Source organism: Burkholderia sp. Bmkn7, from assembly GCF_041103175.1.
Lineage (GTDB): Bacteria > Pseudomonadota > Gammaproteobacteria > Burkholderiales > Burkholderiaceae > Burkholderia > Burkholderia cepacia.
Genome location: NZ_JBGCUH010000002.1, coordinates 2,656,618 through 2,677,444 on the forward strand (window position 1 = coordinate 2,656,618; position 20,827 = coordinate 2,677,444).

The following is a 20,827-nucleotide window of genomic DNA, read 5'->3' on the forward strand; positions in this document are numbered from 1 at the left end:
CGTGTCTAACGTGTCATCGGTTCGAGCGCGGCACGCACCGCGTCGATCGCATCGGCCCAGTTGCCGGGTGCCGGCTGGCGAAACAGCCGCGCGGACGGATACCACGGGCTATCGTCGCGCCGGCGCATCCAGCACCACGCCGGCGGGTCGGGCAGCAGCACCCACACGCGCGCGCCCAGCGCCCCCGCCAGATGCGCGACCGCGGAATCGGCCGCGATCACGAGATCCAGCGCGCCGATCAACGCGGCCCTGTCCGCGAAATCGCCAAGTTCGTCGTCGACGTGAGATACCGGCGCATCCGCCAGCCGCGCGGCGTCGCGCTCATGCAGCGGTTGCTGCAGGCTGATCCAGTCGACGTTCAGATCGAACAGCGGCGCGAGTTGCGCGAAATCGATCGACCGGCCGGCGTCATCGGGTCGTGTCGACTCGCTCGCCCACGCGAGTCCGACGCGCAGCCTGCGCCGTTCGCCGAGCAGCGTGTCCCACTGGCGCGTTCGCTGCGGGTCCGCGTGCAGGTACGCGGCAGTATTGGGAATGGTGTCCGCTTCTGTGCGGAACACGTGCGGCAGGCTCGGCAGCGGCACATGGCAATCGAAGGCGGGCAGCGGCTCGCCACGCGCAATCACGCGGGCCGCACCGGTGAGCGACGCCATCAGCACGCGCAACGACGGCTGCACCTCGAGCACCACTTGCGCGCCGCGCGCCGCGACGAGCGGGACATAACGGCAGAACTGCAGCGTGTCGTCGATGCCCGGTTCCGCATGAATCAGGATCGTCTTGCCATCGAGCGGTTCGTCGCCCCGCCATACGGGCTGCGTGAACGGCCGTGCATGGCGCGCGAGCCGCGGATCGCGTACCCGCCATTCGTAGCCGCGCCAGCCGCGCGTGAAATCGCCTTCCGCCAGGTGCAGCGCTGCCCGCGCGCAATATGCGGCGGCGAAGTCGGGTTGCAGCGCGAGCGCGCGATCGTAGGCGGTGAATGCTTCCTCGACCTTCCCCGTTTCGCCAAGCACGTTGCCGCGGGCCAGCCAGTTCGTCGCAAGATCGGGGCGCAGCTCGAGCGCCCGATCGAGCGACGCGATCGCTTCTTCATAACGACGCAGGTCACGCAGCACCGTGCCGCGGTTCGCCCACGCTTCAGCAAACCGCTCGTCGAGTGCCAGCGCGGCGTCATAGCTCGCGAGCGCCGCATCGAAGCGCTGCAGGTCACGCAGCACGGTGCCGCGATTGCACAGCGTGTCGGGCGAGCGCGGATCGATGACGAGCGACCGGTCATGGCTGTCGAGCGCATCGTCGTGGCGCCCGAGTTGCAGCAGCGCATTGCCCCGGCTCGCGAGCGCGCGAGCGTGATCCGGATCGAGCGCCAGCACACGTTCGCAACGCGCGAGCGCCTCGTCCGCACGGCCGAGCCGTTCGAGCACGGCCGCGCTGTCGCAGAGCGCGTCGAGCCGCGCGGGATCGGCCGCGAGTGCGTCGTTGAAGGCGGCAAGCGCTTCGTTGAGGCGGTCGAGCTCGGCAAGCGTACGGCCGCGCTCGGCCATGATCGCGACGATGCCCGGGCGGATTGCGTTCGCGCGATCGAAGCAATGCAGCGCATCGGCCGCGCGCCGCAACGCGCGCAGCACGAGGCCGCGGTTGAACCACGATTCGAACGATTGCGGATCGACCATCAGCGCGCGGTCGTAGGTGTCGAGCGCGTCGTCGAGGCGGCCGAGCGCGCGCAGCGCGCCGCCACGATTGCAGAGCGCGTCGAGCACGAGCGGCGACACCGCGAGCGCACGGTCGAACGACGCCAGTGCGTCGTCGTAGCGGCACAGGCCGATCAACGTATTGCCGTGGCGCACGAGCGTCTGCACGTCGTCGGGCGCCGCGCGCAGCGCGTTCGCGAAATGGCCGAGCGCTTCGTCGACGCGGCCGCGCTCGCCGACGATCGCCCCGAGATCCGACAATGCGCGCACGTCGGGGGCGATCGCAACCGACTGGCGCAGCAGCACTTCGGCCTGATCGGCCGCACCGCGCTGGAATTGCAGCACGCCGTACAGATGCAGCGCCTGCGGATGATCGGGCTCCTTCGCGAGCACCGCGAGGTATTCCCGTGCCGCGTCGTCGAAGCGACCCGCGCCATGCCACTGCTGTGCGCGGCCCAGAATCGCCGCCGCTTGCCATTGTCCGCGCGCGTCGTGTCCCGACGCGCCCGCGTGTGCATCATGCCGGTGCTCGACCGTCACGTTCGCCCCCTTCCCGTTTGCCGACGCCGCCGCTGAACCGGCCGATGGAACCGGTCGCGGCGGTCATGCTCGTCACGAGACTAACGGACGGCCAATAACAGACGTATGACGAAAGTTACGGACCATTTTGTCCGGGGGACGGAACGGCTTTCGGGGCCTCGCCGCGTACGCCGGACGGCATCGCGCTTACTGTCCGATCGGGATCGTCCGCACGTATTCGACCGTCGGCGCGCCCATCGTGACCGAGAAGCGCACCCCGCGCGGCACCGGCACGCCGATCGACGTCGAGTTGCTGATGCCGTGCTGCGCGAGAAACTGCGCATAGGACTGTTCGATGTCAGCCTGGCTCGTCGTCCAGCCGCCGGGCGGGATCCATACGGACACCTGCATCGAGCGCGCATCGTTGCTGACCACGACGCGCACGAGCGCATCCATGTGATGCAGCGCGTCGTCGACTTCGGCAAGCGACGCAAGCGGCTGCGACGCGCTGCGCACGAGTTCGCGCCCGTTGAGCTGGTAGCGCACGACCTGCATCTGCGTCGGTCCGCCGCCGACGCCGAGATGACGCACCATCACGAGTTCGCCCGGACGAATGCGCAGCGGCGGCCCGAACACTTCGTCGGGCGTGACGAGGTTCGTCAGGTCGAACTGCAGTTGAGAGAAGTAGCGGCCGAGCAGACGCGTTTGCGCCAGATTCGACGCGATATCGTCGCGGCCGCGGATCGTCGCATCGAGGCCGCGCCACGACAGCAGCGCGATCACGGCGAGCAGCGTGATCGCGACCAGCATCTCGATCAGCGTGAAGCCTCGGGCACGCGCCGTCGCGCGCGGGTTAGCGGCGCGCTTCATTCTGGATCACCGTGACGACCTCGGCGAGCACGTTGCGGCTCGACGCGGACGGATACACGCTCACGGTCACGCGCCGCACGAGCGGGCTCGGCATCGCGGCCACCGACTGGCGGCACACGAACCGGTAGCGGCCCTGCGGGCATGCAAACGTGTTCGTGCCGACGGACGGCCAGGTCGAGGCGATGCGGATCTCGCCGAGCGCGTTGTCGGCGCTCCATAACGCGAGCAGGCGCATGCGCGCCATGTCGGTATCCGACGCGAGCGCGCCGATCGCGCGCATCACGGCACCCAGCGCCACCGCGACGATCGCCAGCGCGATCAGCACCTCGATCAGCGTGAATCCCCGTTGCGGCGCCCGCGCCGTGCGCGATCCGCCGCGCGCATGGCGGTTGTAGTCGGTTCTGTCGTCGCACATGACCTGCATTCTTGTCGATGGGTCGTCGTCCGGCGTCCGGCGTGCCGATCGCGGCACGCAGCCGCATCGCCGGCGCGACGGACGCCGTGCACGGACGTTAAGCGCCGCGTATGGCACACGCGTGTCGAATGGTACGGACCATTTGGCGCGGGCGGCCCGGACGGACAGGCACCCGGGCGCGCCGCCTCCGCTATCGCGCGACGGGCACGGCACAACGCGGCCCGGCGGGCGGGCAAACGGATGGAAAACGGGAAGCGATCGAAAGAAACACCCGGCAGCGGGTGGTGAGCGGTGAAGGCGATCCTCGGGCGGGATCGACGCGACGGCGTCAGGCGGTCACGGCGGCGTCATACGCGGCGCGGGCAAGCTGGCCGGCGGCATAAGCCTCGGCCTCGCCGCGAAAGCCTTCCCGGCTGAACGCAACGACTTTCACGCCAACGCCGGTCGCCCGCTTCACCGTCAGCGCCCATTGCCATCCGCCGTCTTGTTCAAAGACGTGCAGCGAGGGTTCGAAGGAAGGGTCGATTACGGTCACGCGTTTTACTCCTGCCCCCTTGCGCGCCGCATCGGCGACGCTCGGGGCATGTCGAAAGGGTCGCGCCGGGATACGACGCGCTTCTGCCATTCGACAGTCTAGTCAAGGATTGTTGCGACGCACCATCAGAGGTTTCACTCATCTATCGGTACCGGGCGGTCGATCGAATTTGCCTGAAATCCATATGGGACGGGTCTCAGCGCCGATCGATCGCACACGGTTCGGTACTCATGCGGCAACGTGCCGCATGCTCGACCGCTTGCCTGCATCGGTCGCCCGTGGCTCGCAAAATCGGGGCGCGAATCGCCCGGCGATCCGGGCACCTCGGCGACGAGGATCGTTACCGGCCCGTACCCGCCGGCATCACGCGCCGGAACGTGAGGTTCACGCGTTCGCCCTGCACGCCCGGCGCCTTCGGCACGCGATGCTGCCATTCGGCCCGCGTGCGTCCGCGCATCACGAGCAGGCTGCCGTGCACGAGGCGATACGCATGCGTGACACCGGTCGCGCGATGGCGCAGGTCGAACACGCGCATCGCACCGAGGCTCACCGACGCGATCACCGGCGCATCGCCAAGCTCGGGCTCGTTGTCCGCGTGCCAGCCGAGGCTGTCGAGCCCGTTGCGGTAGCGATTGAGCAGCACGCTGTTGAAACGCGCGCCGCACGCCGCCTCGACCGCGCGCTTCAGGTCGAGCACGGCCGGCGTCCACGGCTCCGGCACGTTGCGGATCCCCGAATACACGTAGACGGCATCCGGCTCGCCCTGCCACGCGGTGAGCCGCGGCAACGGAATGCGTCCGCGCGGCGTGCGGATCGTGTCCTGACGCCACGCGACCTCGTCGATCAGCGCGGCCAGCGCGCGATCGGCATCGGGCGGCGCCAGCCAGTCCGGGTACCAGTCCACGTCGGGAGCGGGCGTGTCGGCAAAAAGATCGGGCGTCGACATGTCGGGAGGAACGGGCGATGAGCGGAGCGAACGGTGCATGCCTGCATACTAGCCAACGGCATCGCACGCCGCCATGCGCTGTCATTCGCAGACGAGGCAGGCTGCCGCCCGCCCGGCTCCCGCTGACGACGGGCGGGCGGCAGCCCCGCGGATGGTAACCGTGCGCTACCCGCCGCGCGTCAGCCGGATCAGCGTGATCTCGGACGGCACGCCGAAGCGGTTCGGCGGCCCCCAGTATCCGGTGCCGCGGCTCGTATACAGCCACAGATCGCCGAAGCGGCTCAGCCCGCCGATCACCGGCTGCTGCAGCCTCACGAACGGCGGCCACGGCAGGAACTGGCCGCCGTGCGTGTGCCCCGACAACTGCACGGTAAACCCCGCGCGGTTCGCCGCTTCCGCGCTGCGCGGCTGGTGCGCGAGCAGGATCTTCGTGGCCACCTCGCGCGGCGCACCCGCCAGCGCCTGCTCGGGATCGCTGCGATGGGCGGGATCGAAGCCGCCCGCCGTGAAGTCGGTGACGCCCGCGAGCACCGCGTGCGCGCCGTCGTGGTCGATCAGCACGTGCTCGTTGAGCAGCACCGTCAGCCCGATGCGCCGGAATTCGTCGATCCACGCGTGCGCGCCCGCGTAATACTCGTGGTTGCCCGTCACCAGGAAGCTGCCGTGCCGCGACTGCATGCGGCCGAGCGGCGCCGTGTGCTCGCGCAGGCGCTTGACCGAGCCGTCGACCACGTCGCCCGTCACGACGACGAGGTCGGCATCGAGCGCATTGACCGCGCGCACGATCCGTTCGACATAGGGCCGCTTGATCGTCGGCCCGACATGGATGTCGGACAGTTGCACGATCGTCAGCCCGTCGAGCCCCGCCGGCAGCCCCTCGACCGGGATCGACACGCGCTTGACTGCCGCCGTGCGGCGCGCGCCGACGAACCCGACCACGGTAACGAACACCGCACCGGCCAGCACGCCGAGCGCCGTGCCGGTCGCCGCGTCTGGCCACGCGCCTTCGTGCCCGAGATGCCGCCATGCAAACACGCCGAGCAGCACGAATTCGCGGAGTAACGTCAGCAGGAGCAGCGACGAGAAGAAGCCCATCACGACCGAGCCGGCCCAGCCGGCCAGTGTCGCGGCCCAGCCTTCGTCGAAGCGGCGCGAGAACATGCCGACCGGGATCAGCACGACGAAGCTCGCCAGCACGAGCGCCGCGATCGTGCGCACGACCGGCGACGCGAACGCATCGGGAATGATCCGCATCCCGACGTACAGATGGAACAACACGCCGATTGCAATGAACCGGACAAAAAAACTTCGCATGGAACGTTCACCTTCGTTGCGATACGGCCTTGACGCTTCCGCGACGTGCGTTGCACGAGGCCGTGAGGCTTCGTTCCGCGCGCCGCGCCATGCGTACGATGGTACACAGATCGCGGCAGCGACGACCGGTCGCCGGGTTTGGCGTCGATGCCGTCCGGCACGGCGCGCGACCGCGCCCTCATCGGCCCGCCGGGCCGCCCGATTACCATGCGTTCAAACGACAATCGACCGCTTCCGCGCTGATTGCGCACCGATTCCGCTCTCCCGACATCGCAAATTCAGCCCGCTCCGTTCGTCTGACGATCCTTTACAGTTCGTTAGCAACCCTACGCGTACCGGCACTGGCAGAATCGCGACGGCCCGGTCTGCGCTGCCCCCGGTTGCGAAAACGCGATGCCGGCCGTGCGGACCGGCCTCCCTGAACCGCCAACGCGCCGCCATGTTGCGCGGGACGGATGGCTGGCGATCCGCACCGCGCTGATTTATTATCGGCTCCGTATCCCGGAACCGTCGTCGCGGCGACGATCCGCATTGCGCCGCGCCCGGCATCCACCCCCACCGTCGAGCTCGTCACATCATGAGAAAAACAACGCCGCGCGCGCCCTTGCGCGTCGCCGCCATCCTTGCGCCAGCCCTGCCGCTCGCGGGCTGCGCATCGCGCGGTGCACCGTCGTACGTCCTGTTCGGCGCATATTTCCCGCTTTGGCTCGTCAGCGCGATCGTCGGCGTGATCGGTGCGATCGTCGCGCACCGCGTATTCGTCGCGACCGGCTGGGCCGCCACGGTGCCCTACCAGCTTGCCGTCTGCACCGCGATCGGGCTCGTGGTCGCCGTGATCGTGTGGCTCACCGGCACGGGGCCGTTCGCATGAAGGCCGCCGGCACCGCCCGCCCCTCCGTCAAAGGCCGCGTGATCGCCCTCGCGATCGTCGCGCTCGGCATCGCCGCACTCGCTTACGCGTACCTCCGCACGACGGCCTACCCGTCCACCGACGACGCGTCGATCGACGCGGACGTCGTGCACGTCGCGTCGCCGGTCGGCGGCCGCATCGTGCAGCTCGCGGTGCATGAAAACCAGCGCGTCGCGAAGGGCGACCTGCTGTACGTGATCGATCCCGTGCCGTACCGGCTGACGGTTGCACAGGCGCAGGCCGACCTCGAGCTCGCGCGCGCGTCGCTCGACACGCGCCGCCGTTCACTGATCGGCGAGCGCTCGAACGCGGCCGTGGCCGCCGAGCAGGTCAAGCGCGCGACGCAGAACCACGATCTCGCGACGCGCGACGTGAACCGGCTCGCGCCGCTCGCCGCGCAGGGCTACGTCAGCGCGCAGCAGTTCGACCAGGCGAAGGTTCGCCAGCGCGACGCGGCCGTGTCGCTCACGCAGGCACAGGAACAGCAGCGCGCGTCCGCGCAGACGATCGGCGACGAAGCCGACGCGATCGCGACGCTGCATGCGCGCGAGGCCGCGCTGGCGCGCGCGCAGCATGCGCTCGAAGACACCGTCGTGCGCGCGCCGCACGACGGGCTCGTGACGGGCCTGACCGTTCTCGCCGGCGAAACGCTCGCGCCGAACCAGTCGATCTTCACGCTGATCGACGCGCGCGAATGGTTCGCGGTCGGCAATTTCCGCGAGACGGCGCTGAGCCGCATCGCGGTCGGCGACTGCGCGACCGTCTATTCGATGATCGACCGCAGCCGCCCGCTGACGGGCAAGGTCGTCGGCATCGGCGCGGGCATCGCCGACAGCGCGCGCATCAACCTGCCGCGCTCGCTGCCGATCGTGCAGAACTCGGTGAACTGGGTGCACGTCGCGCAGCGCTTCCCGGTGCGCGTGAAGCTCGACGAACCCGACGGCACGCTCGTGCGCGTCGGCGCCAGCGCGATCGTCGAGGTCCGGCATGGCACTGCCTGCCGCTGAGGTTCGCTCGCCGGGCCCGCGCGAAGTCCTGCGGCTGCTCGCACCGTTTCCGGGGCGCGCGTCGATTGCCGCGCGGGTCGCACTGATCTGCGCGCTGACCGCGTTCGTGACGGCCGCATACGGGACGCCCGAAGCCGCGCTGTCCGCGTACGTCGTGTTCTTCATGATCCGTGCCGACCGCGTGACGAGCGTCGTGCTCGCGGCCGCGCTGCTGCTGATCGTCACGATCGTGATCGGGCTCGTGCTCGGCATCGCGATCTTCAGCATCGACTATTCGATCCTGCGGGTCGCGTGCATGGCCGTGCTGTCGGTCGCCCTCCTGTACCTGACTTCCGCCAGCAAGCTGCGCCCGGTGGGCGCGATCCTCGCGATGATCGTCGGCTTCGGGCTCGACCAGCTCGGCCTCGCGCCGTTCGGCGAAGCCGCGACGCGCGCGCTGCTGTACATCTGGTTGACGATCGCGATCCCGGCCGGTGTCGCGATCGTCGTCAACCTGCTGATCGCGCCGTCGCCGCGCAAGCTCGCGCACGCGCAGCTCGCGAAGCGCCTGCGGCTCGCCGCGCAACGGCTGCGCGGCGACGATGCGGCACGCGACGCATTCGATGCCAGCCTTCATGAAGGCGACAAGCAGCTGCTCACATGGCTCAAGCTGTCGACGCTCGAAGGTTCGTCGTCCGCCGCCGACTTCGCGGCGTTGCGCCAGGCCGTGGCATCGAGCACCGCGCTGCTCGTCGGCGTCGCGCTGGCCGATCGCGAACCGGGCGCGCGCCTGCCCGACTCATACGCCACCCCGATCGCCGCGACGCTCGACGAGATGGCCGACATCCTCGACCTGGGCGGCTACCCCGTCGACGTGACGCTCACGCTGCCGCCGGCCGACACATTGCCGCCGCTCGCGCGCGTCGCCGTCACGGATATCCATGCGGCCATCACGCGCTTCGCGGAACCGGTCGCAGCGGCCGAAGCGGCGACGGATGCGCCGGCCGCCGCGGCCAACGCGCCGGCGGCCGCGCCCGGAACGCCTGCCGCCGCGCCGCCCGCACCGCGCAGCGGCTTCTTCCTGCCCGACGCGCGCACCAATCCCGACCACATCCGCTACGCACTGAAGACGACCGCCGCGGCGATCTTCTGCTACCTGCTGTATTCACAGCTCGACTGGTCAGGCATCCATACGTGCGTCGTCACCTGCTACATCGTTTCGCTCGGCTCGACGGCCGAGACGGTCGAGAAGCTCACGCTGCGGATTCTCGGCTGCATCGTCGGCGCGCTGCTCGGCACCGCCGCGCTCGTGTTCGTCGTGCCGTCGCTGTCGTCGGTCGGCCATCTGATGGCGCTGGTGTTCGCCGGCGGCTGGCTCGCCGCGTGGGTCGCATTCGGCTCGCCGCGCATCGCATACGCGGGCTTCCAGATCGCGTTCGCGTTTTTCCTGTGCGTGATCCAGGGCGCCGGCCCCGGTTTCGACCTGACGATCGCGCGCGACCGCACGATCGGCATCCTGCTCGGCAACGTCGTCGTGTATCTCGTGTTCACGCGCATCTGGCCCGTCAGCATCGGCAAGCAGATCGACGCCGGGCTCGCCGCGCTGACGGACCAGTGGCGGCGCGTCGCACAGGTCGCGCAGCCGGCCGAGCGGCGCGCGCTCGCGGCCGACGCGTTCGCCCGCCACGGCGCGATCGCGCAGGCGCTCGGGCTGGTTCACTACGAACCGTCGTGGGTGCGTCCGGCCGCCACGTGGCTCGCCACGCGGCGGCGCGCGCTCGCGGAACTCGGCGCGCTCGAAGGCCCGCTGTTCCTGCTCGCCGAACGCAAGCCCGGCGACGCGGCGATCGCCGCGCAGCTCGCGCGCGTGACCGACCCGCGCGACGACGAAGCCGCGCGTCATGCGGATTCGCCCGCGCCGCCGGCCACCGCGCCGGGCCTCGCCCCTGCCGACCCTGCGCGCGACGCGCTGCTGAACCTGATCGACACGCGGCTCGCGCACATCGCCGACGCCGCCCGTCAAGCCACACCGAAGGAGCCTGCCCCCCATGCGCCTACCTGAACCGCCGGCCGCCTCGATCGCCGCCGCCGCCCTCGCGACCGCCGTCGCGCTGGCCGGCTGCGCGACGTCGTCGATCGATCTGGCGCCGGAGGCGTCCGACCGCCCATGGCAGCCGCAAACGTCGGCTGCCGGCGATATCGTGCCGGGCCCGCCGCGCGCGTCCGCGCAAGGTTCGCACGACTACACGCTGCCCGCGTCGCCCGCGCTCGCGTCCGTCTCGCCGCCGGCTGCGCTCGATGCCGCGCACGCGTACACGCTGCCCGAACTGATCGATCTCGCCGAATCGGCGAACCCGCTGACCCGCATCGCGTGGAACGACGCGCGCAACGCGGCGCTCGCGGTCGGCCTGGCCAAGGCCGCCTACCTGCCGAGGTTGTCGGCGACGGCCATGGGCGCATACCAGGCAAACCACGGCTCGACGTCGACGATCCTCGGCGACTCGTCGAGCGACACCACCGTTCACGGCACGATCTCGGCGCTGTCGCTGCAATGGCTGCTGTTCGATTTCGGCGGCCGCGCGGCGCGCGTCGAGGCGGCCGAGCAGGCGTCGATCGCGTCGAACGTCGCATTCACGGCCGTGCACCAGCAGGTGATCCACGACGTGACCGTCGCGTACTACCGCTACGAAGCCGCGCGCTCGCGCGCCCTCAGCGCGCAACAGGGCCTCGCGAACGCGGACGCGATCCTCGCGGCCTCCCGCGCGCGGCTCAAGCACGGCGTCGGCACGGTCGTCGAGCTCGCGCAGGCGACGCAGAACCGCGCGCAGGCCAACCTCGCGCTCGTGCAGGCGAACGGCGCGGAGAGCGACAGCTATCTCGCCCTCGTCTCCGCGCTCGGCATCTCGCCGCTGTCGAAGCCGACCATCGCCGCGCTGCCGAAGCGGCCGCTGCCGCCCGCACTCGGCTCGTCGGTCGACGCGATCGTGTCGGACGCAATTGCGCGCCGCCCCGACCTGCAGGGCGCGTTCGCGCTTGAAAAAGCCAATCGCGCGAAGATCAAGGCCGCGGAAGCCGCGTTCATGCCGAAGATCTTCCTGTCCGCGTCGACGTCGTATGCGAGCGGCGGCACGTCCATCTCCGCGCTGCCCGCGATCGGCGACCAGTCACCGACCGTCAACCTGAACGGCAGCCGCTACGGCGGCGGCGTGTTCCTCGGCGTGACGATCCCGCTGTACGACGGCGGCATGCGCTCGGCCGTGCTGATGCAGGCGCGCAACGACGCGGAAAGCGCGTCCGCCCGACTCACGCGGACCAAGGAGGAAGCCGTCCGCCAGGTCGTCGCCGCGCAGAACGCGGTGCAGACGAGCCTTGCGTCGCACGACGCCGCGAAGGCGCTCGTCGATGCCGCGCAGACGAGCTACGACGCGGCGCTGACCGCGTACCGGAACGGCGTCGGTTCGGTCACCGATGCGACGATCGCGCAAAGCCAGTTGCTCGCCGCGCGCAACGCGGAGGTCGACAGCTATGCCGGTGCGCTGTCCGCTGCCGCCGCGCTCGCGCTCGCAACGGGGACGATCGGCTCGGCGCAGTAGCACGACCGCCGCGAGGCGGTTGACGCACGCGCGCGCCGCCCACTAGAATGCCGGCCATTCTTCCTTCAGGAACCATCGTGGACAGTTGCAGCACTCCGTTGCGTGCGCCGCTTGCCGCCTGAACGCCTGTCCGACGCAGTTCTCCTGCCCGGCTCGCGTTCCGCGAGCCGCACGCCTACCGTTTCACACTGAATGACGCATTCGCGCGGTACAGTACCGCGCGATGACGGCTATCGTCGTGTCGCCTTCGGCCTTGCGCCGCAGCGGCACGGGACGGCACGCGCTCCTTGCACGGCAGGACAACCATGACTTTCGATTTCGCACTCCGCCTTTTCACCGCGTTCGCCTGCGGCGTCGCCATCGGCCTCGAGCGCCAGATGCGCCAGCGCACGGCCGGCCTGCGCACGATCACGCTCGTCGCGAGCGGCGCGTGCCTGTTCGTCACGCTCGGCGTGCTGACCGGCAACGGCGTCGCGGGCGTCACGCAGATCGCCGCATACGTCGTGTCGGGCGTCGGCTTTCTCGGCGGCGGCGTGATCATGCGCGACAAGGGCTCGATCCAGGGCATCAACACGGCCGCGACCCTGTGGTGCTCGGCCGCCGTCGGCGTACTGGCCGGCTCCGGTCATTACGTGCCCGCGCTTGCCGGCACGGGCGTCGTACTCCTCACCAACACGGTGCTGCGCGGCGTCAGCCAGGCGATCAACGCAACCCCGGTGTCGAACGCCGATCTCGTGCGCGAATACCAGATCACCGTGATCTGCCTGACCGCCGACGAAGTGCACATCCGCACGCTGCTGTCGAACTCGATGTACGCGAAGCCGCTGTCGTTCCAGAGCCTCACGAGCGAGGACGTGCCCGACCAGCCGGACCGGCTGAAGGTGACCGCGACACTGAAGCTGCATCCGAAGGATCAGCAGAAGCTCGAGCAGATCGCGAGCCGGATGAGCATGGAGAAAAGCATTTCCAGCGTGAGCTGGACCGCGAAGGAAGCGGAGCCGATGATGGAGTGAGCGGCCTGGCGGCAATGGCATTTCGCGCTGCCGCCCGCCCTCGTTCGAGGTCAGGGCGCCTCGATCAGCCCGGCCGAGATTGCCTTGACGACCGCCTGGACCTTGTTCGTCGCACCCAGCTTCTCGAGGATGTTGTTGACATGGAAGTTGACCGTTCGCTCCGAGATGCTGAGGATCTGGCCGATTTCGCACGCGGTCTTGCCCTCGGCCGTCCAGCACAGCACCTCGCGCTCGCGCGCGGTCAGCGTGACGCCCGCCGCCGGCGACAGCTTCGGCACCATGAAGCGACTCATCAGCGAATGCGACAGGTTCGCGAGCCAGTTCGTCTGGAGCGTCAGCATGTTGATTTCGGCCGGCGTCAGGCGGTCCGCATGGCGTGCGATGCTCAGCAGGCCGAACGCGCCGCGGGCTGCCCAGCTCGATTGCGCGACGCCCACCGACAGCCCGAAATCACGCGCGTCCTGCCACAGCGGGCACGGTGCGATCTGGTCGACGTCCGGCCAGACGATCATGTTGGTGCTGAGCGCGCCGTCGCGAACCGTCGAATCGATCTCGATGTAGTTGTGCGCCTGATAGTGCGCCATCCAGCCGTCGGGATAGGTATCGAAGATGGCTACCGACGGCTTCGATACCGGCAGCGGCACGCGAATGCCATAACAGCAGTATTCGAATCCCAGCCGTTTGGAATAGGCGGCGATCCGCTGGAAGAGCTGCTGCTCGTCTTCCGCGGCACTGAATTGTTGATAGGCATCCTGCCAGCGCAGTTCCATTCATTCTCCGACAACGTCACGCTGTCATACTTGTCAGGTTCCAGCACCCGTTGGACGCTGATACATTCCGCGCATGACTTCACCTTTGCTGCACCCGGTCCCCGGCCCGTCCCCGGACGGCTACGTACGCCTGTCAGAAAGCGCACTGGCCGTGCTTGCGCTCGACCATGTCGCAAGCGGCCTCGACGCGTCGCTGCGTGCGGAACTGCGCGACAGCGCAATCGACGCACGCCTCGCCGGTTATACCGAATGGCATCGCCCGGCCAGCGCCGGCGTCGCTTACGTGACGGTCGGCTGGGACTGGTACCTCGAACGCGCGACGGGCACGTTCGTGATCGCGGGCGGCGACGTCCGCAGCAACGTGATGGCCGTCGACGCCACGGGTGCCGACATCGGCATGCTCCGCACGGCCGCCGCGCTTGCCGCACGGCTCGCGCGCATCGACTGGCCCGCAGCGGTCGCGTCAGCCCTGCTCGGGCACAACGACGCCTATCATGCCGGTCCGACGCTCCAGTGACAACTGGCCCCGCATTCCTCTGACAATTTACGCAGTGCTGGCGCTCTTTATAAGCAAAAGCGGCACGGTTTTCAATCCCGTTGATCAAGAAACCGTTACCACGTCCTGATCGGCATCATTCCACCGTCACCCTGTAAGAGTTACCAGTTACAGCCCCCTCGTGCGGCGCGATGTAATGCGCACATACAAAAGCACAGATCCGAGGACACCATGCGGACCTTCGTTCACGAGGAAGGGCGGTTGCCACACGAACTTGCAGCGGATCTAGGGCGCTATCGGCGCCGTGTGTTCGTCGAACAGCTCGGTTGGGCGCTCCCGTCGGCGAACGAAAGCTTCGAGCGCGACCAGTTCGATCGCGACGATACCGTCTACGTGTTTGCGCGAAACGCGAGCGGCGACATGTGCGGATGTGCGCGCCTGCTGCCGACGACGCGCCCGTATCTGCTGAAGTCGCTGTTCGCCGACCTGATCGCCGAAGACATGCCGCTGCCGCAATCGGCCGCTGTCTGGGAGCTGTCCCGGTTCGCGGCGACCGACGACGAAGGCGGGCCGGGCAATGCCGAATGGGCCGTGCGCCCGATGCTCGCGGCCGTCGTCGAGTGCGCGGCGCAGCTCGGCGCGCGGCAGCTGATCGGCGTGACGTTCGCGAGCATGGAGCGGCTGTTCCGCCGGATCGGCATACACGCGCACCGCGCAGGCCCGCCGAAGCAGGTGGATGGGCGTCTGGTGGTCGCGTGCTGGATCGACATCGATCCGCAAACGTTTGCCGCACTAGGAATCGAGCCGGGGCAGGCCGCCCGGCAAGCCATCGCCGCCTGACCCGGAACGCGCGTTCCTGCCGGGCGGCATCGTAACGAAGGAGAATCAACGTGGACCAGTCTCAGGTCTTTCGCGCGATGATGCCCGGGTTGACGAGCGCCGGCGGCGCCCGCATTACGGTCGCCTACCCGTCGTTTCCACGGCCGCTGCCGCTCGTTCGGCTCGACCGTCGCGGCCTCGTGTTCCGTGCCGCCGGCGCGGCGCCGCTGGTCTGCGGGCTGCCGCGTGCGGCGACGTTGCTGGTCGCGGACGAGCCGCTCTGCTCGCTGCGCCTCGTGATCCGCGACATCGCCCCGGCCGGCGAAGGCCGGCATGACCTGACGATGCAGCCGTCCGGCGCCGCCGGTGACGAATTGCTGTGGCATGCGCTGCGCGATCGCGAGCCCTACCGCCGGCTTCAGCACCCGCTCGCCCCTGTCGACACGTCCATCGCCACCGACGGCGAACCGCACGCACCGGCCGGTGAAGCCGGGCCGCGTCCGTCGCGCAGCGCGGCCTTCCGGCTGCCGTGCCACAGCGACGCGCTGTTCTTTGCCGACTGGCTCGAATATCACTTCGACGAATTGCGCGCGCTGTCGCAACAGCACGGGCCGCAACTGCAGCTCAACCAGCTCGAGCGACAAGTCGCCGACGACGAGGTCGGCGTGCGCTTCCTCTACGACATCGACGGGCATGCGACACGCCACGCGCTGACCGACTGCGCACGCGAGGCCTGTGCATGGATCGAGACGGAGATGCGCGACAAGTTCGCGTTGCCGGTCGCGCAGGAGCGATTCAGCGCGTTTGCGGCGCACGCGCGGGCCGGCGGTATGTGAACGCGGCGCAACAGAAAGTTGTATCGATACAACTAGGGCTTGCCATGACTCGGGTTTTCCCTTAAATTCACGTCTGTCTCCTCCATGTCTCCAAACATGGATTCAGCCCGCTCAATGTAGCGGGCTTTTTCTTGCCTGCTCGAATTGCGGGGCCATACCACCGCCCTCCTTCATCGATTGCCTGCCTGGGCATTCCGGCGCGCCACGAACCGGATCGATTATCATCGGCGGGTCTGCCACGCTCCCCCGAGGCCATCTTGCACGCCCATCTGCGCATTGCCCGCCCGGTCAGCAACCTCGCCCGAACCGAGCGCATGTATCGCGACGCTCTCGACCTGTCTGTTCTCGCACGCTTTGAGGATCACGACGGCTTTTCCGGCGTGATGCTCGGACGCGACGGCCTCGACTATCACTTCGAATTCACGCACTGCCCCGACCATCCGATCGCGCCGTCGCCAACGCCGGAAGACCTGATCGTGTTCTACCTGCCCGATCGGCCAGAATGGGAAGCCGCCTGCGCACGCGCCACGGCGCACGGCTTCATGCCCGTGACGTCGTTCAACCCGTACTGGGAAATATCCGGCCAGACCTTCGAGGATGCCGACGGCTACCGGATCGTGCTGCAGAACGGTACGTGGCGTTGACGGGCGAATCCGCGTGAGTCGTTATGCACCGGCCAGGCCGGCGGCGCGCGCGGCATACACGACGTGCCGACGCAGCGCGTGCCCTTCCGGCAACGCGGGATGGTCGAAATCGCGCGCGGGCTGACGCTGCATGCCGAGCCGCTGCATCACGTGCTGCGATCGTAGATTGGTGTCGGCGGTCCACGCGAGAATCTCGCCGAGCCCGATCCGCTCGAACCCGTCGGCCAACGCGGCAGCAGCCGCTTCGGCGACGTAGCCATGCCCCCATGCGTGGCGAGCCTGCCGCCACATGATCTCGACACACGGCGCCATCGGGTGCGTTGCGCGCACCTCGTGCGACAGGCCGCACACCCCGATCAACATCCCGTCGGCCCGGCGCTCGACCGCCCATGGGCCGAAACCGTACGCATCGAAATGCGCGTCGAAGCGCGCGATGACGTCGCTCGCCTCGTCAACGGACATCGGGCCGCGCGCGAGCCACGCGGTCACGTCCGGATCCGCATGCAGCGCCGACAGCGCGCCCGCATCCACCGGCTGCCAGCGACGCAGCGTCAGACGCGCGGTTTCGATTTTCGACGATGTGGACATGGGGAACAGGATCGTTCAGGCGGCGTGACAGGAGGGTCGTCACCGACCCGAAGGCAAGGCGGACGAAGGGGGAATCGCGATCGTCGCGTCCGCCGGCGACGATCACGGGAACTGATGACGAGAAACGGGCGCCGGCAGCGCCCGCGGGGATTACTCGTTTTCTTCGAAGTAGTATTATGTCCTGCCGTATCTGCCGAAATCAAAAAAGCTACGCCAAATCTTACGCCGACTTCTCCAAGCGAGAGGCGTTATAGCTCATTAAGAGCCTAGGGATCTGGAACTGGGCCGTCAAGCCTCGGGAGATAAGACAACATCGTTATTGAGCTTGGTTAGCTCGAACGTCGGCGCACGCCTGAGTAGAGACACCAACTTCAGTACGGTATCGCCCACTCGCGCAGGCTCAGAACTGCGCGTTCGCTTGAGAACCATATGGCCGCGCTCGAAATCGAGCACATGGATGCCCTGTTTTAATCGAGATCCGGAGTATTGACTCAGATCAAGGAGGTACACCTCTGCCCGTTGACCTGCGTGATGTTGATCCGAAAGGCTGGGATTGATCAGGTGCAGCATACGGAGGTCAGCAAGTGCTTGAAGAGCGCGATACTCCACGGAACGCAATTCTTTGTCCCGGAAATCTACTCGGAAGAATGTGATTTGCTCAGTCGTCAGCAAGAATTCTCGGACTATGTTGAGCGACGCGACCAACTCTCCGGAACGGCCCGACGTAGCGGCTGCATCGTCCTCGAGCTCTTGAAGTTTCGTTTGCCCAGCAATGCCAGCAGCATTGTTGACGTCCTGTACCCCAACTGTCTTGGCGTTCGGCCTCTGACGTGCGGTTTGAATCGAAGCCGCACAGAGCGTTAAGAAGTCGCGCGGCACCCCTCCGGACGCGAGGACCAGCCGGTCTAAGGCGGCTGTACTGAGAACGTTGCTGAGCGGCGATGCATTACATTCTTCAATGTACCCGCGCAGCACGCTCTCCAAGAATTGCTTCGCGCGCTCTGGATGCTCGAGGGTAACGTCGAGATTGATGATTGCAGCATCATGCCCCGTCTGCAATCCGATCGGAGGCACCGGAATGAACCAGCGCGTTTGATGTTGGATTCCAGCAATCTTCAGCCAGACGAGATTGTCTCGGGTGACACCATGAAGAAGGTCCAGAAAATATGGAACCTCCGCGCTCGGGAGGTAGTGAATGTCGTCCACGAACAAATAGATCGTCCGTTGGGCTTGTAGTGTAAATCGTGAGCACTCTTGCTGAAGCAGAGGCACTAATATTGCAACGTCTTGCAATGACGATCCGTTGGCAACAAAGCGCTGCTCAATATTCGCTCTCAGTGCGCGCAATGCATCTAGTCCCGTCTGGGACGAGCGAATCGCCTCCTGCGAAGTTAAGAGTAGGTCACATAGTTTCAAGGCGACCGTTAAGAACGCATGCCCTACACCGAGGCTGCGCAATGACTGTACATTTACCCAGAGAACATAGGCACCTTCATTCTCTAAAATCCGTCGCGCCTCCAGCAGCATCGAAGTCTTACCCACGCCGCGGCGACCGAATATGAGGTGGTGCCGCGGTGTAATCGCGACGCTCAGGCGCTCTTCAACGTCTTGAATATATCGGAGGCTTGGCTGGCTCTCCGACGTTCTAGAGCGGGTACTCAACAAGCTAAGTAGGTCGCCAACTCGCGGATCATGCACGCCCGTGACGGCTTTGTAGTCTTTCTTGCTACCTCCGCTTTTTACCTGGCGGACCGTAACAAAGCCATTTTCGATCTGCGAATCCAGCTCCTGCGCAACCTCAATAGCCCGTTGATAGTTGTGCTCCACTTCCACAATGGCAATTATTTCGCCTGGAAATGTTCGAATTTGAATTGAAAACGGAATGACTCCGGCTTTTCGCATCGCCGCATCTATGATTCCTTTGAGATCTGATTCAAGAACCATTTTGATCCCTTATCTTCCGATTAATATATTTCTGAGAGATTCGCATAAAATCCTTTGCATCCTGAATGAGCGACAGACAAATCTCTTCAAACTCTGCCTCATTAACAGGGTAGGGATCGTAGTCCGCCCGATTTCGCTCCAGGCGCGCCATTTTCAGTTTGTTGCGCCATTGTTCGTAGTCGGGAAAATCAGTCGGCAATTTGCCAGGAAGCGCTGAGTGTTCCTCATGGTCGTCGCCCCCGTAGGACAAGTAAGTTGAGGCGCGAGCCGCGTGATACATGGAGTAGTAGGCTCGACTTACTCCCGTCCGCCAGAGCGGCGGAGTGCAAGCCGCCGCCTGCCCCGCATCTCGCAATTTCGACTTTGCCAACGTCAATCGGTCTTTGGCTACGCGCGCGCGGAGGCGATCAATCGAGGATCGGGCTCGGAGAGCAAGGGATACCCCGTCTGCGAAGTTTTTTAGCTTCTCTATCTTTGCTTTGGAAATAAGCAAGAGTTCGCTGTCTGTAATTCTTGGCATAGCTCTTCACTATCACAAACTTGATCGAACAGTAGCGACCACTTGCGAACTGGCAGGCGGATCGATCACGGTGACACATATCATCTCATACAAGGTTGCTGTTCCGTGCATGGCGCCCCTGCCGCCGCACCACTCCGAACGCGTAAAACTCCCCGAAGTTCAAAATTACTTGGGCTCTGCAACCATGTCGTCGGCCGGATAGCGCTGCAGCATCGCGCGCGCCGCCTCGACGTTCGACGTCGTCAGCCATTCCTCCCAGTCGTCGGGCCGCAGGATCACGACCGCGCGCTTTTCGTCATCCGGCTTGTGCATCCGAGAAAAAATCGGGTGCCCCTCACCGTTCACCGTGATCATCGACATCGTGTGATGCTCAGCCCCGTCCGGGCTCGTCAGCGTCCGCCAGATGCCAGCGACGCACATCGTTCGCCAATCGGTCAACCCAATCCGGTGCCACACGTTCTTCCCCGTCTCGTAGCACGGCTCGTAGATCCAGTCGGCCGGGATCAAGCAACGGCGCCCGGCTCGCCAGGCCGGCCCGTACAACGGCGACTTCCCGAGGTTGTCGTCGCGCACGTTCATGGTGCTGCGCATGATCGGCGGTTTCCGGCCCTGCTCCTTCGCCTTTTCGATGTTGGCCTTCTGCAGCGCTCGCGGCCAGAAGCCGAAGCCGGCCGCCAATGGTCTGAGCTTTCCGTCGACATTCGCGACGATCGGCGCGAGGTAGTCCTGGTAGATCTCCGGCTTCCACGGGAAGTCGCGGTACAGGTCGCTGAACGGCTCGATCCGAAGTTCGCGGATCTCGTAGTCCTCGTGTGGCGCTCGGTAGTTTGTACACATCGCCCGCCCCCATTTTTCCGGCCTTGACTAGGATAGGTTATCGCGAAATATACTGTGTTTTTATACAGTGGTGATGGCGTGATCAAGCCGGAGTGGGCTTACATCTGGGAGTACGGGTTCCAAGGCGACAAGACGCGCCGAAGGACGCCTGTCGAGCTCACGAAGCAGGAATTTGAACTGTGGATTGATCAGGACGAGAGGTCGACGTTCCTGAGCTCGTGCACGCCGGTCGAAGCCACCCGAATTGATCGCAACCGCGTGCCGCTCACGGATCCACGCTTCAAGTTGAAGCCTAAGATGCCGGAATTTGATGCCCCGTCCGATGCCGAGCTGCGAGCCCTATGGCGCGAGTACACGGATCTGAAGGTGCGCTGGCTGATCCTCGAGATTCTTGCTCTTCGAAAATCGCTGGACAGGATTCAGGAGTGGTTCGATTACGTCGACAAGAACGTCGCGGATCGCGGAGAGCTCGGCGGTGGGAATGGAAAATTTCAGGAGCTGCGCCACCTTCTCAGGAAGGAAAAGGGGCGCGCTGGGATGATGTGACGTGCGGCAGCCATGGCTGCGAGCTCGTCAAATGTGGA

The 20,827-nt window shown here is 66.5% G+C and carries 21 protein-coding genes; 10 read left to right on the plus strand and 11 right to left on the minus strand.

Translation table 11 applies throughout. The features are described from left to right. Window positions 1–5: 5 nt before the first annotated feature. From AB3K92_RS17710 to AB3K92_RS17735, 6 genes are all read right to left on the minus strand, one after another. Window positions 6–2,228 carry a tetratricopeptide repeat protein gene (locus AB3K92_RS17710; protein WP_369465526.1) on the minus strand — a complete coding sequence of 741 codons (2,223 nt, stop codon included), beginning with the start codon at window positions 2,226–2,228 and terminating at the stop codon, window positions 6–8. Between the two features lie 186 nt (window positions 2,229–2,414). Further along, window positions 2,415–3,077 carry a type II secretion system protein J gene (locus tag AB3K92_RS17715; protein WP_369465527.1) on the minus strand — a complete coding sequence of 221 codons (663 nt, stop codon included), beginning with the start codon at window positions 3,075–3,077 and terminating at the stop codon, window positions 2,415–2,417. Continuing rightward, window positions 3,061–3,492 carry a type II secretion system minor pseudopilin GspI gene (gspI, locus tag AB3K92_RS17720; RefSeq protein WP_042976664.1) on the minus strand — a complete coding sequence of 144 codons (432 nt, stop codon included), beginning with the start codon at window positions 3,490–3,492 and terminating at the stop codon, window positions 3,061–3,063. Before gspI ends, AB3K92_RS17715 begins: the two co-directional genes overlap by 17 nt. 328 nt (window positions 3,493–3,820) lie before the next feature. Then, window positions 3,821–4,027, minus strand: a complete 207-nt coding sequence (locus tag AB3K92_RS17725) for a hypothetical protein (protein ID WP_021161906.1) — start codon at window positions 4,025–4,027, stop codon at window positions 3,821–3,823. A 340-nt stretch (window positions 4,028–4,367) separates the two neighbouring features. Then, the gene (locus AB3K92_RS17730) at window positions 4,368–4,973 is read right to left on the minus strand and encodes an alpha-ketoglutarate-dependent dioxygenase AlkB (protein WP_369465528.1); all 606 of its coding nucleotides are present in this window, start codon (window positions 4,971–4,973) and stop codon (window positions 4,368–4,370) included. 165 nt (window positions 4,974–5,138) lie between these two features. Beyond that, complete coding sequence (locus AB3K92_RS17735; RefSeq protein WP_059484779.1) at window positions 5,139–6,287, minus strand: metallophosphoesterase; 1,149 nt, start codon at window positions 6,285–6,287, stop codon at window positions 5,139–5,141. Between the two features lie 577 nt (window positions 6,288–6,864). Between AB3K92_RS17735 and AB3K92_RS17740 the strand changes: the two genes are divergently transcribed. The 5 genes from AB3K92_RS17740 (at window position 6,865) to AB3K92_RS17760 (ending at window position 12,789) form a co-directional block, all read left to right on the plus strand. Next, window positions 6,865–7,158 (plus strand): hypothetical protein, encoded by a 294-nt coding sequence (locus AB3K92_RS17740; protein WP_059553667.1) that lies wholly within the window; start codon window positions 6,865–6,867, stop codon window positions 7,156–7,158. Continuing rightward, complete coding sequence (mdtN, locus tag AB3K92_RS17745; protein ID WP_021161910.1) at window positions 7,155–8,204, plus strand: multidrug transporter subunit MdtN; 1,050 nt, start codon at window positions 7,155–7,157, stop codon at window positions 8,202–8,204. The genes AB3K92_RS17740 and mdtN overlap by 4 nt, the downstream gene beginning before the upstream one ends. Then, window positions 8,185–10,245, plus strand: a complete 2,061-nt coding sequence (locus tag AB3K92_RS17750; protein WP_369465529.1) for an FUSC family protein — start codon at window positions 8,185–8,187, stop codon at window positions 10,243–10,245. The genes mdtN and AB3K92_RS17750 overlap by 20 nt, the downstream gene beginning before the upstream one ends. Continuing rightward, complete coding sequence (locus AB3K92_RS17755) at window positions 10,232–11,776, plus strand: TolC family protein (protein WP_059813697.1); 1,545 nt, start codon at window positions 10,232–10,234, stop codon at window positions 11,774–11,776. The genes AB3K92_RS17750 and AB3K92_RS17755 overlap by 14 nt, the downstream gene beginning before the upstream one ends. 305 nt (window positions 11,777–12,081) lie before the next feature. Further along, window positions 12,082–12,789, plus strand: coding sequence for an MgtC/SapB family protein (locus tag AB3K92_RS17760; protein WP_021162348.1), 708 nt, complete (start codon window positions 12,082–12,084; stop codon window positions 12,787–12,789). Window positions 12,790–12,839: 50 nt separating this feature from the next. Here AB3K92_RS17760 and AB3K92_RS17765 read toward each other — a convergent pair whose 3' ends face one another. Continuing rightward, window positions 12,840–13,559, minus strand: a complete 720-nt coding sequence (locus AB3K92_RS17765) for an autoinducer binding domain-containing protein (protein ID WP_021162347.1) — start codon at window positions 13,557–13,559, stop codon at window positions 12,840–12,842. A gap of 73 nt (window positions 13,560–13,632) precedes the next feature. Here AB3K92_RS17765 and AB3K92_RS17770 point away from each other — a divergent pair, with 73 nt between their 5' ends. The 4 genes from AB3K92_RS17770 to AB3K92_RS17785 all read left to right on the plus strand — a co-directional run bounded on the left by AB3K92_RS17770 (window position 13,633) and on the right by AB3K92_RS17785 (window position 16,354). Beyond that, window positions 13,633–14,076 (plus strand): DUF4902 domain-containing protein, encoded by a 444-nt coding sequence (locus AB3K92_RS17770; protein ID WP_042976964.1) that lies wholly within the window; start codon window positions 13,633–13,635, stop codon window positions 14,074–14,076. 210 nt (window positions 14,077–14,286) lie between these two features. Next, window positions 14,287–14,895, plus strand: a complete 609-nt coding sequence (locus AB3K92_RS17775; RefSeq protein ID WP_042976961.1) for an acyl-homoserine-lactone synthase — start codon at window positions 14,287–14,289, stop codon at window positions 14,893–14,895. 50 nt (window positions 14,896–14,945) lie between these two features. Further along, window positions 14,946–15,710 (plus strand): hypothetical protein, encoded by a 765-nt coding sequence (locus tag AB3K92_RS17780; RefSeq protein WP_063778376.1) that lies wholly within the window; start codon window positions 14,946–14,948, stop codon window positions 15,708–15,710. Window positions 15,711–15,967: 257 nt separating this feature from the next. Next, complete coding sequence (locus AB3K92_RS17785) at window positions 15,968–16,354, plus strand: VOC family protein (RefSeq protein ID WP_021162343.1); 387 nt, start codon at window positions 15,968–15,970, stop codon at window positions 16,352–16,354. 21 nt (window positions 16,355–16,375) lie between these two features. On the opposite strand, the gene AB3K92_RS17790 is transcribed toward AB3K92_RS17785, so the two are convergent. From AB3K92_RS17790 to AB3K92_RS17805, 4 genes are all read right to left on the minus strand, one after another. Next, a complete protein-coding gene (locus tag AB3K92_RS17790; protein ID WP_369465530.1) occupies window positions 16,376–16,942 on the minus strand; it encodes a GNAT family N-acetyltransferase in 567 nt (188 codons plus the stop codon). 288 nt (window positions 16,943–17,230) lie between these two features. Further along, window positions 17,231–18,886 carry an ATP-binding protein gene (locus AB3K92_RS17795; RefSeq protein ID WP_369465531.1) on the minus strand — a complete coding sequence of 552 codons (1,656 nt, stop codon included), beginning with the start codon at window positions 18,884–18,886 and terminating at the stop codon, window positions 17,231–17,233. Beyond that, window positions 18,876–19,256, minus strand: coding sequence for a HEPN domain-containing protein (locus tag AB3K92_RS17800; RefSeq protein WP_369465532.1), 381 nt, complete (start codon window positions 19,254–19,256; stop codon window positions 18,876–18,878). The genes AB3K92_RS17795 and AB3K92_RS17800 overlap by 11 nt, the downstream gene beginning before the upstream one ends. 315 nt (window positions 19,257–19,571) lie before the next feature. After that, window positions 19,572–20,243 carry an SOS response-associated peptidase family protein gene (locus AB3K92_RS17805; RefSeq protein WP_369465533.1) on the minus strand — a complete coding sequence of 224 codons (672 nt, stop codon included), beginning with the start codon at window positions 20,241–20,243 and terminating at the stop codon, window positions 19,572–19,574. 81 nt (window positions 20,244–20,324) lie between these two features. Between AB3K92_RS17805 and AB3K92_RS17810 the strand changes: the two genes are divergently transcribed. Then, the gene (locus AB3K92_RS17810) at window positions 20,325–20,789 is read left to right on the plus strand and encodes a hypothetical protein (RefSeq protein WP_369465799.1); all 465 of its coding nucleotides are present in this window, start codon (window positions 20,325–20,327) and stop codon (window positions 20,787–20,789) included. Window positions 20,790–20,827: the final 38 nt, after the last annotated feature.

Bases quoted from the DNA above. Each gene is read 5' to 3' on its own strand.
- AB3K92_RS17735 (WP_059484779.1), bottom strand. From the start codon at position 6,287: ATGCGAAGTTTTTTTGTCCGGTTCATTGCAATCGGCGTGTTGTTCCAT.
- mdtN (WP_021161910.1), top strand. From the start codon at position 7,155: ATGAAGGCCGCCGGCACCGCCCGCCCCTCCGTCAAAGGCCGCGTGATC.
- AB3K92_RS17760 (WP_021162348.1), top strand. From the start codon at position 12,082: ATGACTTTCGATTTCGCACTCCGCCTTTTCACCGCGTTCGCCTGCGGC.
- AB3K92_RS17795 (WP_369465531.1), bottom strand. From the start codon at position 18,886: ATGGTTCTTGAATCAGATCTCAAAGGAATCATAGATGCGGCGATGCGA.
- AB3K92_RS17805 (WP_369465533.1), bottom strand. From the start codon at position 20,243: ATGTGTACAAACTACCGAGCGCCACACGAGGACTACGAGATCCGCGAA.
- AB3K92_RS17730 (WP_369465528.1), bottom strand. From the start codon at position 4,973: ATGTCGACGCCCGATCTTTTTGCCGACACGCCCGCTCCCGACGTGGAC.
- AB3K92_RS17765 (WP_021162347.1), bottom strand. From the start codon at position 13,559: ATGGAACTGCGCTGGCAGGATGCCTATCAACAATTCAGTGCCGCGGAA.
- AB3K92_RS17755 (WP_059813697.1), top strand. From the start codon at position 10,232: ATGCGCCTACCTGAACCGCCGGCCGCCTCGATCGCCGCCGCCGCCCTC.
- AB3K92_RS17775 (WP_042976961.1), top strand. From the start codon at position 14,287: ATGCGGACCTTCGTTCACGAGGAAGGGCGGTTGCCACACGAACTTGCA.
- AB3K92_RS17750 (WP_369465529.1), top strand. From the start codon at position 8,185: ATGGCACTGCCTGCCGCTGAGGTTCGCTCGCCGGGCCCGCGCGAAGTC.
- AB3K92_RS17770 (WP_042976964.1), top strand. From the start codon at position 13,633: ATGACTTCACCTTTGCTGCACCCGGTCCCCGGCCCGTCCCCGGACGGC.
- gspI (WP_042976664.1), bottom strand. From the start codon at position 3,492: ATGTGCGACGACAGAACCGACTACAACCGCCATGCGCGCGGCGGATCG.
- AB3K92_RS17790 (WP_369465530.1), bottom strand. From the start codon at position 16,942: ATGTCCACATCGTCGAAAATCGAAACCGCGCGTCTGACGCTGCGTCGC.
- AB3K92_RS17740 (WP_059553667.1), top strand. From the start codon at position 6,865: ATGAGAAAAACAACGCCGCGCGCGCCCTTGCGCGTCGCCGCCATCCTT.
- AB3K92_RS17715 (WP_369465527.1), bottom strand. From the start codon at position 3,077: ATGAAGCGCGCCGCTAACCCGCGCGCGACGGCGCGTGCCCGAGGCTTC.